Below are 16366 nucleotides of genomic sequence, written 5' to 3' on the forward strand. Positions count from 1 at the left end.
GGTCATGAATAAATTAATCTCATCAGAATGTCCTGATCATAATCCCCAAAACCTTTGCCAAACAGATTAACTCCGCCGATATTAGCGGCATCCGGCGTTACACCTATTTTGAAAAAAACTGACTTGCTTTCTCCTAGATTAATGTCATTCAATGTAACATCGGACACTTTTACATCATCAAGAAAGCTTCCCTTGTGATTGACTTTCCAAGTCTTTAACAACCCGTATTGAGTATGTTTATCAGGAAGCCACTGCGGATTTAAATTTCCTCGTCTGTCTCCAAAATCACCCGGGCACGTCCATGTGCACACTTCATGCCCATTAATCCAAATAGTAATATCGGATGGCCAATTATGGTCATAGTTAGGAGCTTCCGAACAGAGTTCCAATGAAAATTGAATTGACTCAGGCTCTGCGCCAGCCGGAACAAGTAACGGAAATCGATATTCGACAAAGCCCTTTCTAAACCAGACCAACTGTGCAGACATACGATCCGGATGATAGAAAAGGGAAGGTTCATCTTCGGGTTTCATAATACCATGCGGATTAATCAGTCCGCATGTCGGATAAATATCAGAATCTATGTAATGTCCAACAGGCATTTCTAATTGATAGGAATTCTTCGGATTATTGTATCCAGTGGTCAAATTCAATTGCATATGGATATCATCAAAGTTCCTCGTGCAAACCTTCATCGTTCCTCTTGTTGCAGGCTGCAGTTCCGTGGAAATAATCCCTGACTTTTCAAGAACCTTTATGTTGGAAGCAATGGTTGAAACAGGCAACCCAAGCTTTTCCGACAATTCATGTATGTTCATTTTTTTATAGTTTAACAATTTCAGGATATTTATCCTAACTTCAGATGATAAAGCGTGTGCAACCTTTTTTAGTACATCTGATTCTTCGATTGACAACTCTAACATGACTTAACCCCCAATGAAAACGATTTATTACACCATTATACCCCCTTTGGATTCCTCTTACAATTTGAGAGAATAAACATTCTGACGTTACGTTACAACGAAAAAACGAGAGTGCATTGCATTATCACTCCCGTTTTTCGTAGAAGACAGAGGCTTCAACAGCCTTCCTCCCCCTCGTCCAAACACATTAAAAAATCATATGCGCAATCAATACAATAATCGGCAGGGAAATAATCGTGCGCTCCATAAAAATCAGAAACAGGCGGCCAACACCCAATGGAATTTTGGAAATAATGATTAACGTTCCCATTTCCGTTAAATAAATAATTTGCACCAACGACAGGGCAGCAATGACGAACCTGGTAATCTCAGCTTCAATGCCGCTGGCCAATACAGCGGGTATAAACATGTCAATAAAGCCAATAATCGTTGCCGGAGCTGCTTCCGCGGCTTCCGGAATTTGCATTAGCTGCAATATTGGGACCATTGGTTTTGAGATAAAATCAAAAATCGGTGTGAACTCGGCAATAATAAGGGCAACCGTTCCAATCGCCATCACTTGCGGCAATAATACAAAAATGATTCCTAAAAATATCTCCGTTCCCTGTTTGAGCTGATCCATAAACGAACCGGCTGCCTTTGCCCGGTCAACAGCTTTCAGAAGTCCCCATTTGACTTTTGACTCACCCTCAGGGATGTCCTCTTTATACGCATTCTCTTTACGAAACGTATCCGGAATCCTGGAAAGCGGTGGGATTCTTGGTACGATGACGGCACTTGCCACACCGGCAATACAAATCGTCAGATATAAAATCGGAAACATATGTTCAATTTTCAGCATACCGGCAATAACAAGGCAAAAAGGCAATGATACAGATGAAAAGCATGTCGCAATCGCCGCTGCTTCCCTTCCTGTATAAAAACCTTCAGCGTGCTGTTCGCGTGTAATAACAACACCAACATTCACATTTCCAACCCATGAAGCCAACAAGTCAATTGCCGAACGTCCCGGCAAGGTAAAAAGTGGACGTGTTACACTTCTTAACAGTGTTCCAAAAAACTCCATCGCTCCAAAATTTATCAAATAAGGCATCAGGTAGGAAGCAACGAAAAACCATACTATTAATGATGTAAGCAGTCCAAACATCACCTGCCCGGTTACTTCAGAACTTATCGCATTCCACCCGATTTGATAAAATGTCATAAACGCAAATATCATTCCCAATACTCTGGTGACCGTCCAAAAAACCGATACATTGAAAAAAGAATTCAACATATTGTGTTTTACAATTTTTTCAGGCCTTAACGTAACCGTTATTACTGTCAGCAACGTTGAAAGCGAAATAACAATGGTCAAAATCGCAGGCAATACACTCGTTAATAAATGGATGAGGTATTCCGTTATAATTCCCAGCGGGATGTTAAATGAGTTATTGTCATATACAGGGAACAAAAAGATAAATACACCGAATAAAGAAGGAAGCAAAAACTTCAGCAGCCCTTTTCGATCAATTTTCTTATTATAATTAGTGTTACGTGTAGATGATTGATTCATAACAGTATCCTCCTTTTGATTCAGCATCAAACGCCAAAACGTGTTCAAATTGCTTTTCCTGATTATTAAAAATGGACTCCCTTCGTCTGGATTCTGTTCGGAATTGAATAACTATTTTGATTTTAAATAAAAGTATAACGTGAATAGTACCATCGTACAAGCTGATTTTTGTTGGAAAAGATGAGTTTAACGACTTATAATAATATTCAAATAATACCTGGTTTTAAATTTCATATACGAGGGGGATTAGATGTTTATCCAGCAATTAATTAACCGACTGGGAACGCAGAAAATAAGTAAAAGTGAATCCGAGCTGTATCGACACAGTCATGATGAATCCATCCACCAAAAAGTTGAACCGGATGTGGTTTGCTTTCCTGATTGCCGAGAAGATGTCCAGACGATATTGAATGTGGCAAGCATTTACAACATACCGGTAACAGCCTTTGGAGCAGGAACCGGACTGGAAGGACAGGTTATCCCCGTGGAAAAAGGGATATCGATTAACTTTGACAATATGAACAGAGTTGTTGAATTTTCACCTGAGGATATGACAATCACGGTACAGCCTGGCATAACACGAATGAACCTGAATAAACAAGTGAATCGTCACGGGCTGATGTTTCCGATCGATCCCGGTGCAGATGCAACGATTGGCGGAATGACTGCAACCAATGCAAGTGGCACGACAGCGGTCCGATTCGGTTCAATGAAGGATCAGTTGTTGGACTTGGAAGTAATTTTAGCAGACGGAACTGTTATACATACTGGAACCAACGCTAAAAAGTCATCGTCAGGCTATCATTTAACAGGCTTATTCGCTGGATCTGAAGGCACCTTAGGTATCATAACGGAAATCACGCTCCGCCTCCACGGGATACCGGAATATACAATGATGGCCCGCTGCACATTTGATTCCCTGGAAACATGTGCAGAAGCTTCCCACACAATTTTAGGCAGCGGCATTCCCATTATGCGAATGGAACTGGTGGATCAGACAAGCATTGCCCAGGTCAACAAATACAACAATTATCACTTGCCTTGCAGCCACTCGTTATTTTTTGAATTCGCAGGTGCAAAAACAGCTATTCAGGAAGAAGTGAAACTGGCCGAGGAGCTAATGAAAGATCTTGGCTGTGACAATTGGGATACAGCAAGTGATCCGACCCAACAAAAAGAACTGTGGAAGGCACGCCACGAAATAACATACGCGTACAATCATTTAAGCGGAATGGATGAAGTAGGCGCTGATGTCTGTGTTCCCATTTCACAATTACCCAAATTAATTGTCTATGCCAGAAAATTAATTGAAGAAAGCGGACTGAACGGTGGTATATGGGGACACGTCGGCGATGGGAACTTTCATACCCTGGTTATGTTTGGTAAAAATAATACAGAGGAACGAAAAAGAGCTGAATCTGTCAATGAAGCACTTGCCCTAAAAGCAATCGATTCACGCGGTACCTGTACCGGTGAGCATGGTGTCGGCCTGGGTAAAATGAAATTCCAGGAAAAGGAGCACGGGGACTCCTTGGCAGTCATGAAAGGCATAAAAGAAATGCTTGATCCGAAGCATGTTCTGAATCCGGGGAAAATATTTTCGTGATGTCCCTGTATCCCAATGTTCAATTCTCATTAAACTCGAAAAACCAAACTTACACCCGATAGGGGAAAAGTTTGGTTTTTCATTTATTCCAGTTATTTAATGTGGAAGGCAAAATGAAATAAGGGATTATCTCTTGCTTTTCACTCTGAGAAACCTGTGGAATTAATTGTAATTATTAAATGTAAAACCTTCCCCTTATGACGAATTATTTGCCAAATTGTATGGCATCCTCTTTATATTCAAATGGAAATCCATTTGAATATTAAATCACTTTTGCAGCAGCTTATTGATTTTTTTCTCAGCTTCACTCAATACCTTTTCTGTATCCTCTCCCTGAACAAGTTTTTCGAAAGATTGGGCGATAACATTAGATACTTCTACTTCATCAATAGATGGGCCAGCTGTTGCTGGGGAAGGTTTGGTATTATTAAGTGCATCATACGCTTTTTTCATTTGTTTATGTTTACTGTAAGTTTCTTTTAAGGGAGAAATTTCGGCTGCCTTCGGTGTTACAGGCACATATCCTGTACTTGCGGCCCATGTCGATTGAACTTCGGGGCTCACCATAAATTTAATAAACTCCCATCCTGCCTTTTGTTCCTTCTCTGTAGCCTGATTAGATATCCATAATTGAGATCCACCTTGATTAACACCAGACCATTCTTTATCCTCAGGTACAGGTAATGGAGCAGTTTTAAACTTAAAATCAAGTGTATCCAGCCATATACCAGCAACTGCCGATGAATCCAGATACATTGCAAGTTCTCCAGATGAAAATGCCAGTTGGGTATTGGACCATGTTCGCCCGAAGTTTCCAAAGTTTCCATCATTATACATATCTCCGATCCAGTTATATATTTTTTTACCTACATCTGAATTAAGGAACGTTTTTGTGGAATCTTCACTTGTTCTTCCATTTTCATTATTAAAAACAAGCTCATTCTGTACCGCAAACAAATTATATATAAATGAAGTATTTATTGGAATTGAAAAGCCATAAACATTTGGTGCTTCTTCTGGTCCAGAAGTTAGCTTCTCTGCAGCCTTTTGAATTTCACTAAATGTTTGTGGCGGGTTTTCCGGGTCCATTCCCGCTTCTTTAAATAATTCAACATTATAAAATAATAAAGGTACAAAAACATTGAAAGGCATAGAACTTAAAGTTCCATTTAGTGAATGATTTGAAATAACCGCTTCATTTAGTTGGGATATATCAAAATCCTGATCGTTCTCTATCATTTCTTGTACTGGTTTAATATAATTACTTTGACTAAAATATGCAGTATCACCCGCTAAAAATACTGCGGGAGCAGCATCAGTCGATCCAATCGTGCGCATCTGTTGTTGTATATCGCCTTGAAATGATGCATTAATTTTAACACTGTCAGATTGCTTATTAAATTTTTTTATAATGCCTTTGAGCGTCACAGCATTATCACCGTCCAAATTGTGCCAAAAAGAAATAACTGTTTTACCGTCTTCTGTCGTTTTTGTCTTACCGGAATTTCCGCTGCAACCTGCCAACACCAGAATCAACACCATTAAAGCCAGCATTATTTTCTTCAACTTAATCATCCCTTCCAAAATTTTTTACTCCACTTCGCCTGTTCTCCCGATAATTAACACAGAAAAGAGTTGTTCAGTGCACCTCCTTTTTTGAAATGTAATTCCTTTAGCCTTTAATAGAACCAGAAATGAGACCTTTACGAATATACTTTAATCCAAAGAAAAGAATTAATAATGTCGGGAGCAATGCTATAATAGAGCCTGCCATAACAATTGGCCAATTAGTGGATGCTTGAGAACTTACTAATACCTTAAGTCCAATTTGTATTGGTCTTACATTGTCGGTGCTGGTCATCAGAAGTGGCCATAAATAACTATTCCATGACGAAATGAAAGCAAATATACTTAATGCACCCAAAATAGTTTTGGATAATGGCAACGCAAAAGATAGATAATATCTAAAGTATGAACATCCGTCCATTTGGGCCGCATCCCATAATTCCTGAGGCATTGTTAAAAAATGTTGTCTAAGCAGGAATACTCCAAATGGTGTAACTAATGTAGGCACAATTAAAGCTTGATAAGTATTCAACCAACCAAGATTCAGCATAGTTAAATGGTTCGGAATAATTGTAGATTCAAAGGGGATCAGCATTGTACTCAATAACAAAATAAATAAAAGTTTTCTTCCCTTGAAAGGGATGAATACAAATGCAAAAGCTGCTAAACTGCATAAAAATATTTGTCCAATCATTACTGCTGTTGCAAAAATAAAACTGTTATACAAATAACGTATTATAGGGATCCTCTCTGCAGCAGAGATATATCCCTGAAAGCTTGGTTCAGAAGGTAATATAGCTGCGTTATTAATATCACTTGCAGACATAAAGCTTACCGATAGCGCGTATAAAATAGGTGCAAACATTAAAAATGCGCTAATGGAGAGTAAAATGTATAATATAATCTTTTTAATCATTGATAATGCACTCTCCTTTCACCAACTTTGAATTGAATTACAGTTACAATTAAAGTAATGATAAATAATGCTATTGCCTGAGCGCTGGCAAAACCATAATTTCCATAAACAAATGCTTCCCTGTATATAGAATAAACAATTAAATTCGTTGCCTCGGTCGGTCCACCCTCAGTCAAAATGTCAATTTGACCAAAAGATTGTAAAGCATTAATAAAATTTATTAAAGTAACAAAAAATAAGACTGGTGAAAGAAGCGGTATTGTAATTTTAAATAAACGGGTCCAATAACCCGCTCCATCAACGGTAGCACTTTCATATAAATCATTGGAGATGTTTTGCAGTCCCCCTAATAATAGGATGAAATTTAAACTTAACCCCATCCAAATAGTTGCCAATGATACTGAAAAAAGGGCCCATTCGGGTGATGTTAGCCACCCAATTCTAGGTACACCGAAGAAACCCAAAACATTATTTATCGTTCCAAGAGTAGGGTGAAAGAAAAACAATAAAATAGCTGAGCTTGCGGCACCTGAAATTCCTAGCTGGGATGAAAAAATCATTTGAAAAAACTTTGAACCCTTCATTTTTTCATTTGCTATTATGGCTAAAAATAGTGAAAGAATAATAGTAAGCGGTACTGTATACAAAACAAACAAAAAGGTAACTTTTAAACTATTTAAAAATGATGGTGAACTAAATAACGAAAAATAATGCTCCAACCCTACGAATGCCTCAATAACTCCACCGTCCAAAACACTTGAAAAACTGAATTGGATTGTCTTTAAAATTGGATAAAACAGAAACACACCTAATATTAAAAAGGTAGGAAATAAATACAACATACCTGTACCGAATAATTTAATTTCTTTACCTATTTTTTTAGTTTTAGTTGTTTCCAATATCCTCACCTCAATCCACAGATTAACCACTATAATTAACTGAATATTACAAAAATTATTCGTAAATAATGCTTGTTTTATCGACTATCCTATGTCTTCTTCAAATACAGATCTTTCATTTTCCAACTTCGCCAGTGCTTCTTCTTTGGAAATACTTTTTCTTGGAGTTAAATAACTAATAACAACACCAGCCAACAATGAAACTACCAGAGATGGGATTACTGGATTACCCCAAAATACAGAGAGGCTATCACTTGAAATTACTACTAGTGACGTCCCGGAACCCGCTATAAGACAGGCTATTCCTCCTTGCCACGTGGCTCGCGGCCAGTATTTACCTAATATAGATGCTACAAGCAAACCTGTCATTATGGTAGAACTCATATTTGTTATATAACCTATAATGTTGGTCGACTCCAGAATAAACAACAGCGCTAATCCAATCGTGACGATAAGTGCAATCCTGGAGTATAGTATTGTCTTATTTTTATCCGGAAGTTTACCTGTGAATACCTGGTATACGTCCCTTATCAGAATAGTAGTTCCAGCTATGGCATCTGAGTCACCTGAAGACATCGTGGCTGCCAAACCGGCTACTAACAGAAAAGCACCAACCCAAAGCGGAAATACCTCTGTGATCATATAGGGAAAGGCAAAAGCAGTATCTGAAATATCCGGATTCACTATTTTTGCAGCAAGACCTATAATTGTTGGACAAATGGCAAATAGAACAGCAACTATCCCAGAAATAATAAAACTCTTTTTAACTACTTTGGTGTTTTTACCGGAGTAAATACGATGTCGATAAGCCGGTATAACTAAAACAGCTACTACGGTCACCAAAATTAGTGATATCCCAGGTATTAATCCTGTTTCCTGTACACCTGCAAATGTGGTCATATCTTTTGGCAAACTATTTGAGATACCTGTAAACCCACCAACTTTGACAAATGATAAAACGGCTAGCAACGTGAAGCCAGCAAATAAAATGATAGCCTGTATTACATCCGTATATACAACAGCCAAATAACCTCCAATTATTGTATATAACCCGAATCCAATAGCGGTTACTATCTTTGCGGTAGTTGGATCAAGACCAGTAATCCATCCTAGATAAATACTTCCACCCAATATGTGTGTACCTAACCACCCAACTTCTGCCAGAAACAATATAATCGACATGGATCCCTTTATTGCTTTACTCGCACCAAAGTAATAACTTAACTCTTCAGAAAACGTCATAAAGTTTTTATTACGTGAGTCTGCAAACAATACTACTAGAGCTATCAGTCCTATGCCCAATCCAATTCCAAAGAACGCTCCAGCCCAACCTTGTTCATAAGCAGTTTGAACTGCTCCCATACTTGATCCTGTCCCTACAGCTGTAGCAACCGTGGTACCAATCAGCAGAAATGAGGTTAACCCTCTTCCCCCCATTAAAAAATCTTCTCCAGTTTCCACTTTTTTAGCAACCCAAATACCAATTAAAATCATGAAAACCAAAAACACCGAAAATATTGATAGATACACAAATTGATTTTCAACCATAATACCACTCCTTTGGTTTAAATGGAGTTCGACACTTTAAGGAATTCCATATATTAGCGATTCCCAATAAAGCTTGCCTTTCTCATGAGAGTTAACGGGTTAACCTTTAAAAGTATTAGTGAGTTTTCCAATTCCCTCGATTTCGACTGTTACATTATCCCCGTCTTGTAGCCAAACCTGCTCCGAACGGTCGTAACCCAAAACAACTCCTTCAGGGGTACCAGTTAAAATAACATCCCCAGGTTTTAACGTCATATAATGCGATACGTAGCTGACAATTTCATCGCATTTAAATATCATGTCTCTTGTGTTTGATTTTTGCCGGACTTCACCATTAACTATACAGCTGATTTCCAACGTATTCGGGTTCTCAATTTCATCGGCAGTTACCAAATATGGTCCTACTGGACAAAATCCATCCAGACTTTTTCCCAAAAGCCATTGATTTGTCCTGAACTGTAGATCCCTTGCGCTCAAATCATTAGCAGCACAGTAACCAAAAACATAATCAAGTGCATCCTGCTGTGATACATTTTTCGCTTCCTTTCCAATTACGATGGCTAACTCCGCCTCATAATCGACTTTTTGGGAATCAAGTGGCAAGTTAATCACCTCTTCGTTACCTGCAAGCGCATTATTATATTTGTTAAACAGGATGGGGAACTTAGGGATCTCTGCATTAGACTCCTCTGCATGTTTTCGGTAGTTTAGTCCCACACATACAATTTTCCCCGGGTTGTCTATGCAAGGCCCAAAGTTGAGTGAACCTTCCGGTGAAAATTCGCTCTCACCACTTTTCATTGCTTTATCAAACAATCCATCCAACTCTAGACGTGAAAAATTTTCTATCAGCGAATTCATATCAGACACATTGGGTAAATGCTTTGTTATATCCAAAATTCCTCTTTCCGTTTTTATCCCCGGAAGATCCCCTCCACTGGTTCGTATTGTTAATAATTTCATCAAATTACCTCCTTGAAACGTTATCTTAAAATTCACTTCCGTTTGCTAGATGACCCCCATCAATAACTAATGTAGTGCCGGTTATATAAGAAGCCTCTTTTGAAGCAAGAAAATACACTCCGTTTGCAACTTCATGTATGGTGCCCAACCTTTTCATAGGGGTCTTATCTGTGAGGTTTAGGTTCTTTTCCTTTTGTTTTAAATTACGATCCAACGGAGTTTCAATAAAACCGGGTGCGACTGCATTCACACGGATATTCATTGCGGCCAATTCAACTGCCATAGACTGGGTTAGTAGGTTAATACCCGCCTTTGAGGAATTGTAATGTGTAAGTTTCGAGCTTCCTGAAAGACCATTTTTAGATGACATATTTATGATAGAACCACTAATCTTTGAATCTATCATTTTTTTTGCCAAAATTTGACTCAGTAAAAATGTGCCCCGAAGATTGACGTCTAAAATGTGATCCCAATTAGACAGAGGAATATCTATAAATGATTCCCTTACCGCCACCCCAGCATTATTGACTAATACATCTATCCCGTCCCAATAACTCCAAGCCCCATCAGCTGCTGCTTGTATCTTAACTTCATTCCTTAAATCACAAAGAACTGATTGAACACTTGGATTCAGGGACTTTAATTCCTCAATGGTATTGGTTAATGTTTCTTCATCTTTATCCAATAAAATTACCTTGGAACCCTTCGCTAAAAATTTCTCAGCAATTCCTTTACCAATTCCACTGGCGGCCCCTGTAACCAATACTCGCATTTCAGCCAATACGTTCACCTGCCTTTACTTAAGATTGAATACCGATTTCCACTCCTAAATAATTATGAATAAATTGCAAGTATACATTTATCGTTTTTTTTAGCTCATTTATTTCTACATATTCAACTTCGGCATGTGCTCTATTTTGATCAGGTCCATAGCAAATAGTTGGTATATCCATTTCATTTACAAAAATACCGGCATCCGTGACCAGCTTTTTACCTACAAGTGGTAGGTCAATACCTCTAACTTTCCTTACAGAATCTAAAAGCGCTTTAATTGTGTCATCTTCTTTCTTAATTCGATAACCATCCCTTACTTTTTTTATATCCAAATATATTTTCACTCCGTGCTTATCACCAACTTTATTTAATATTTCTATCATTTGTTTTTGGACATCTTCAAAAGAATCATTCGGCCCATAACGCCGTACACCTTCTATAAAAGAATACTTCGGCATTTGATTATAGAAACTTCCACTTTGAACATTACCGATAAAGTAAGAACCATGACCAATGTCTTCAATTCTTTTCTCTTTAAGCTCTTCATTGGCTTGTTCCAAAGCCTGAACCACATCCGCCAAGACCGCTATAGGATGTGGTATGCTATCTGGTGTATACAACTGATGACTTGGCTCCCCATTCCTTTCAATAGTTATATTAAATGTAGCAGACCCCAACTGTGCAATAGTACATTCATACGTTGCACCTTCCATTACAATTGCAGCATCCGCTTCTAAATTAATTGTTTCACTCATGGCAAGCAGGTCCTCACCACGCCCGCCAGGACTCTCATGCATACTATTCGCTACAACAATGATTTCACCATCTACTGAAATGTTGGAGTTTCTTAGAACTCTTGCAACTTCTAAAATACTAGCGAGGGACCCCTTCATATCACAAGTTCCTCTACCATAAATCTTTCCATTCTCAACATAAGGAGGATCGTGTTGAAGTGTGATAACATCCATATGCCCATTAAATATTAAAGTTTTTCCTTTTGACTCAGTATTTCCTTGATATCGACCAATCAATGTTGGGTTATTCTCAATAAACTCATGCTTTTCAACTGAAAATCCAGCTTCTTTTAATAATCTTTCATAAACTTCTGCAACCTCTATTGTATTTCCAGCTGTATTTTGAATTTTAACCAAATCCAGGGTATTATTAATGACATGGTCCATATCAATCTGCTCAAACAAGCTCTTCACAGTTTTACCTCCCATTATACGGATTACCATGTGCGAACATCAGGTACTTCTACAGGTTTTCCTCCAGCAACAATCGAGTCTTCGGATAAAAGCCCTGGCAATGTAAACTCAAGTGCTTTATAGATATCTATTTTTACTGGTTGGTTTTCACGGATACAATCAACAAAATCCTTTACCATAAAATAATCTGCACCCCAGTGATGAGATCCTTCCGCTTCTTGCGGAAAGTTAATTAATTCCCTAGGCAGGAACTCATCATATACATCCTTTAAATTCATCCAGGATTCACTTGATTCAGCGTAATCTTTGAGCCAGATTTTATGTTCTTCTCCGGGAATTCTTGGAGCTTCATAACACCCCTTAGTACCCTGTAACGAATAATACCCCATGTTATGCGGTCTGTTTGAAACCATATCCAATCTAATATTAATTAATAAACCGCTTTCAGTTCTGCATAGCATAATTGTTGTATCATCGTTTTCGTATTCGGGCATTGTATGTGCTCCTGGCCCTATACAATTAACATATTTAACTCGCTCACCGAACCAGGTTAAAGGTGGACCAAGGCTATGTGTACCGTATGTACAGCCCCTTTTACTCATCGTTTCCTTTCTGCGCCATGTCGGTTTCCCTTCATCGTCATAATGGAGATACGTAACATTATGCAAATATTCACCTTCAGCAAAATAAATCTGTCCAAATACTCCAGCCTTTACCATATTTTGAATGGCAATATTCTCACGGATATAGCAGTAATTTTCAGCCAACATATATTGAGCTTTACTCATTTTTGCAGCATTAAGTAATGAATGACATTCATCAATTGACGAAGCTGCTGTAACTTCAGACAACACATGTATATCCCGTTGTAGTGCCAATATTGCTTGTTGGGCGTGAAATTGTATTGGAGAAGCGATTACTACTGCATCAATGCCGGTATCCAGTAAATCATTATAATCTGTTACTGCATGGTTAATAGGATACTTCTGGCAAAATGACTCTAAAGATTTTTCATCCGGATCCATTACTGCTAATACTTCTGCATTTTTTACCTTACTGAAATCTTCATAAAAATGACTTCCTCTACTAGTTCCTGCTATACCAATTCGTAATTTACGCATCTACCTATCTCCTTAATCATCTATAAAGTTAATGTTCAACTGATTGACGTTTTTCCCAACCATCTGAGAAAAGAGGTAAAAAGTTATTAGGATTATATGGATGTTGCTCCACAACATCCATATTTAATTCGGCACCCCATCCAGGTCTTTCACTGACAGTAATATATCCATCTTCAATTTTTACTGGATGGTTCAATATCCGCTGTGTCCAATCAACATTGAAATCATCAAATACCTCATGAAGGTAAAAATTAGGGATTGCCGTGTTTAAATGCGCACATACCAGTGAACAAAGTGGACCTTGTGCACTATGTGGTGCTGTTACACCATTATTAGCATGAGTCATTGCTGAAATTTGTTTAGCAGCACTTATTCCTAAATACTGAGGTTCCAACTGGATAATATGAACCGCATTATGGGCCAACAGTTCCGAGAACTGCTCCCGGCAATAGTAATCCTCTCCGCAAGCTATAGGAACCGGACTTCTCTTCGCAACTTCAACCATAGATGAAATCTTTTGTGGAGGTACTGGCGCTTCAAACCATGTAGGTCTATACGTTTTCATTTCATCCGCAAATTGTAATGCAGTATGAACGCTGAATCGATTATGTCCTTCTATTAAAATATCAACATTTTCTCCTACCGCTTCCCTAACAGCTGCAATAATTTCAATTGCATAACCAAATTCTTTTTGATCCACCACTCTCCATGCCGAACCAAAGGGGTCAAACTTCAAAGCAGTATAACCCTTGTTTATTACTTTTTTTGCATTATCATAAAAGTTTTCCGGTGTACGTGCGGAACGATACCATCCATTAGCATAGGCTCGTAACCTTGGTTGGGCTTTACCACCCAATAATTTATATACTGGAACACCTAATGATTTACCCATAATATCCCAGCAGCCATATTCAATACCGGAAAGAGCAGCGCCCTGAATTTGCCCGCCATCGGAATAATAGTCACGAAATAGACTTAAGGAAATACGCTCAACGTCAAACGGATCCATTCCAATAACTAATCGTTTTAATTCATGAACCGCTGCCTCTGTTGTTTTTGCGAAACCATTAAGTGTTGCTTCCCCCAAACCAGTTATTCCCTCATCAGTTTCAACCTGTGTAAATACCCAATTTTTCCAATTATTACCGACTATATATGTTTTCACATCTGTTATTTTCATAGAATCCTCCTCTATAATTTTCACCTACAAAATTTCTAGCAAGACCTCTTCAATAGCTTCAAGTGTTTGGTCAATTTCTTTATTCGTATGGCTGTAACTAATATGATTCCGCTTTAGATTCATAGGCATTTTGAATATACCTTTTTCCAGCAGCTTTTTTCGATAAACGACGTAGAGTTTACTATCATTTTTCTGTAAATCTCCATATTTTTTTGGCAAGGAATCCATAAAATATGTTGTCCATACAGAACCAACCCCCGCCACGACTGCATTAATGCCCAGACGCTTGTGAATCTCTTCAATTCCTGAACGCATCCGATTACCCAATTCAAAAATGTGCTCATGTACCGGTTCATTTTCCATCATTTCAATTGTAGCAAGAGATGCGGCTGTTCCAACCGCATGGCCATTATAAGTTCCAGCAAACCATACATCTCCCCCAGGCTGAGTATTAAAACGGGACATATACTCTTTCTTTCCGGCCACCGCAGCAATCGGGTATCCATTTGCCATTGCTTTCCCTAGCGTAGTCAGGTCAGGTGTTACTCCGCTAATCTTTTGAAATCCTCCAATACTATGCCGAAAACCCGTAATAACTTCATCAAAAATGAGAAGTACATTGTATTCATCGCAGAGCCTTTTTAGGCCTGCTAAAAAACCATCTTCCGGTAGTACACACCCGATATTGTGGGGAATCGGCTCAATTATCATTGCTGCCACTTGATCTCGATTTTTTATAAGCGTTTCTTCCACATGTTCCAAATCATTAAATGTACAAACCAATGTATTATCAATTGCCTCGTCTAACATCCCGGCGGAACCAGGATCACGTTTCCCAATTTTATCCCATTCACTGAGCATATTTCGTGCCACATAATCATGCCAGCCATGGTAACAGCCTTGGAATTTGATTAGCTTTGTCTTTTCAGTAATTGCCCGGGCCAACCTAATTGCGTGATATGTGGCCTCTGAACCGGAATTACAGAACAAAACCTGTTCAGAAGACGGAACATGAGCACATATTTTTTTACTAAGCTCAATCTCCAAATCGGTTGTCCCTACACCGAATAAATCCGTACGGGATATTGATTCTATTACCTTGTCATTAACATATGGATGATTATGCCCTAAAACAAATGGGCCAAAGGCGGCCTGGTAATCAATGTATTTATTTCCTTCAACATCTTTTATATATGCTCCTTCTGCGTGCGTGAAAATTAGATGGGGATCAACATTTCGAATAGATGTATGAACCCCTCCCGGAGAATATACATTTGCCTCTTGATATAATTGGTCATTCGTTTGCTTAATCATAAGAAAAACCTCCATTTTAAAATTTGTCTTGATTAATCTTTTGAGCTCCTAACTCTTTAGAGATATTTCCTGCGGTGTTCTGTAAACGATTAATCAGGTCAACATTCCAAACATCAAGCATCGATGAATGTCCTACTACGCTTACCGAAGCTACAACTTTTCTTCCGTTAAATACTGGAGCACCTAAACATTTCACCCCTATCTCCCCCTCTTCATCTTCAATTGCGTACCCCCTTTCACGAATCTTTAATAATACTTGTTTAAATTCTTTTAAATCCGTTATGGTATTCGGTGTATGCTTAGTCAAGCCCTTTGCGGCAATAATATTATTTAGTTCGTCTTCATCTAAATAAGCTGCAATCACCTTACCTAAACTTGTTATATGGAATTCTGACCTTAAACCGGGATACGTGGAAAACCGAATAAAAGTATTCGGTTCAACTTTATCTACATACAGTAACTCACCTTCATCCAAAACTCCCAAATGAACCGTATAGCCGGTAATTTCCATTAATTTTTCTAGATGCGACCTTGCGACCTTGACAATGTCTACTTCTGAAATATAGGCCATTCCCAGTTCATAAAGCTTCACACCAATTTTGTATTCACCATGATCGTTCTTTTTAACGATGTCATATTCTTCAAGTACCTTTAAAATTGAAAACACTGTTGTCTTAGAAATACCCAATTCTCTGTGTACCTCAGTAACTGAATAATTTTTTTGAGGCGTTGCTATCAAATTTAATATCGCTATTGATTTTTCCAAAGCCGGGACATTGTATTTTGACATTAA

14 protein-coding genes are annotated in these 16366 nt (G+C 38.3%); 1 reads left to right on the top strand and 13 read right to left on the bottom strand.

The genetic code is table 11. The annotated features are described in order from the left end of the window. Positions 1–2 precede the first annotated feature (2 nt). Together HUX68_RS09790 and HUX68_RS09795 are read right to left on the bottom strand one after the other, a co-directional pair. Positions 3–923, bottom strand: a complete 921-nt coding sequence (locus HUX68_RS09790; protein ID WP_174614651.1) for an ArsR/SmtB family transcription factor — start codon at positions 921–923, stop codon at positions 3–5. 187 nt (positions 924–1110) lie between these two features. After that, entirely contained in the window at positions 1111–2478 is a 1368-nt protein-coding gene (locus HUX68_RS09795) for a YjiH family protein (protein ID WP_174614652.1), read from the bottom strand. A gap of 250 nt (positions 2479–2728) precedes the next feature. Between HUX68_RS09795 and HUX68_RS09800 the strand changes: the two genes are divergently transcribed. Continuing rightward, a complete protein-coding gene (locus HUX68_RS09800) occupies positions 2729–4084 on the top strand; it encodes an FAD-binding oxidoreductase (protein WP_174614653.1) in 1356 nt (451 codons plus the stop codon). Positions 4085–4351: 267 nt separating this feature from the next. Here HUX68_RS09800 and HUX68_RS09805 read toward each other — a convergent pair whose 3' ends face one another. From HUX68_RS09805 to HUX68_RS09855, 11 genes are all read right to left on the bottom strand, one after another. After that, positions 4352–5659 (bottom strand): ABC transporter substrate-binding protein, encoded by a 1308-nt coding sequence (locus HUX68_RS09805; RefSeq protein WP_246206760.1) that lies wholly within the window; start codon positions 5657–5659, stop codon positions 4352–4354. A gap of 97 nt (positions 5660–5756) precedes the next feature. After that, positions 5757–6566: a carbohydrate ABC transporter permease gene (locus tag HUX68_RS09810; RefSeq protein ID WP_174614655.1), complete on the bottom strand. Its 810-nt coding sequence runs from the start codon at positions 6564–6566 to the stop codon at positions 5757–5759. Next, complete coding sequence (locus HUX68_RS09815; protein ID WP_343033638.1) at positions 6563–7474, bottom strand: carbohydrate ABC transporter permease; 912 nt, start codon at positions 7472–7474, stop codon at positions 6563–6565. Before HUX68_RS09815 ends, HUX68_RS09810 begins: the two co-directional genes overlap by 4 nt. A gap of 75 nt (positions 7475–7549) precedes the next feature. Next, positions 7550–9013 (bottom strand): sodium:solute symporter family protein, encoded by a 1464-nt coding sequence (locus HUX68_RS09820; RefSeq protein ID WP_174614656.1) that lies wholly within the window; start codon positions 9011–9013, stop codon positions 7550–7552. 99 nt (positions 9014–9112) lie between these two features. Next, positions 9113–9976 (bottom strand): fumarylacetoacetate hydrolase family protein, encoded by an 864-nt coding sequence (locus HUX68_RS09825; protein ID WP_174614657.1) that lies wholly within the window; start codon positions 9974–9976, stop codon positions 9113–9115. A gap of 25 nt (positions 9977–10001) precedes the next feature. Next, positions 10002–10757: an SDR family NAD(P)-dependent oxidoreductase gene (locus tag HUX68_RS09830; RefSeq protein ID WP_174614658.1), complete on the bottom strand. Its 756-nt coding sequence runs from the start codon at positions 10755–10757 to the stop codon at positions 10002–10004. A 19-nt stretch (positions 10758–10776) separates the two neighbouring features. Next, positions 10777–11958, bottom strand: a complete 1182-nt coding sequence (locus tag HUX68_RS09835) for a M20 family metallopeptidase (RefSeq protein ID WP_174614659.1) — start codon at positions 11956–11958, stop codon at positions 10777–10779. 23 nt (positions 11959–11981) lie between these two features. Further along, positions 11982–13079 (bottom strand): Gfo/Idh/MocA family protein, encoded by a 1098-nt coding sequence (locus HUX68_RS09840; RefSeq protein ID WP_174614660.1) that lies wholly within the window; start codon positions 13077–13079, stop codon positions 11982–11984. Positions 13080–13107: 28 nt separating this feature from the next. Continuing rightward, entirely contained in the window at positions 13108–14259 is a 1152-nt protein-coding gene (locus HUX68_RS09845) for a mandelate racemase/muconate lactonizing enzyme family protein (RefSeq protein ID WP_174614661.1), read from the bottom strand. Positions 14260–14283: 24 nt separating this feature from the next. Continuing rightward, a complete protein-coding gene (locus HUX68_RS09850) occupies positions 14284–15573 on the bottom strand; it encodes an aspartate aminotransferase family protein (RefSeq protein WP_174614662.1) in 1290 nt (429 codons plus the stop codon). A gap of 16 nt (positions 15574–15589) precedes the next feature. After that, positions 15590–16363 carry an IclR family transcriptional regulator gene (locus HUX68_RS09855; protein WP_174614663.1) on the bottom strand — a complete coding sequence of 258 codons (774 nt, stop codon included), beginning with the start codon at positions 16361–16363 and terminating at the stop codon, positions 15590–15592. Positions 16364–16366: the final 3 nt, after the last annotated feature.

Origin of the sequence: Virgibacillus ihumii (assembly GCF_902726655.1) — a bacterium.
Lineage (GTDB): Bacteria > Bacillota > Bacilli > Bacillales > Amphibacillaceae > Lentibacillus > Lentibacillus ihumii.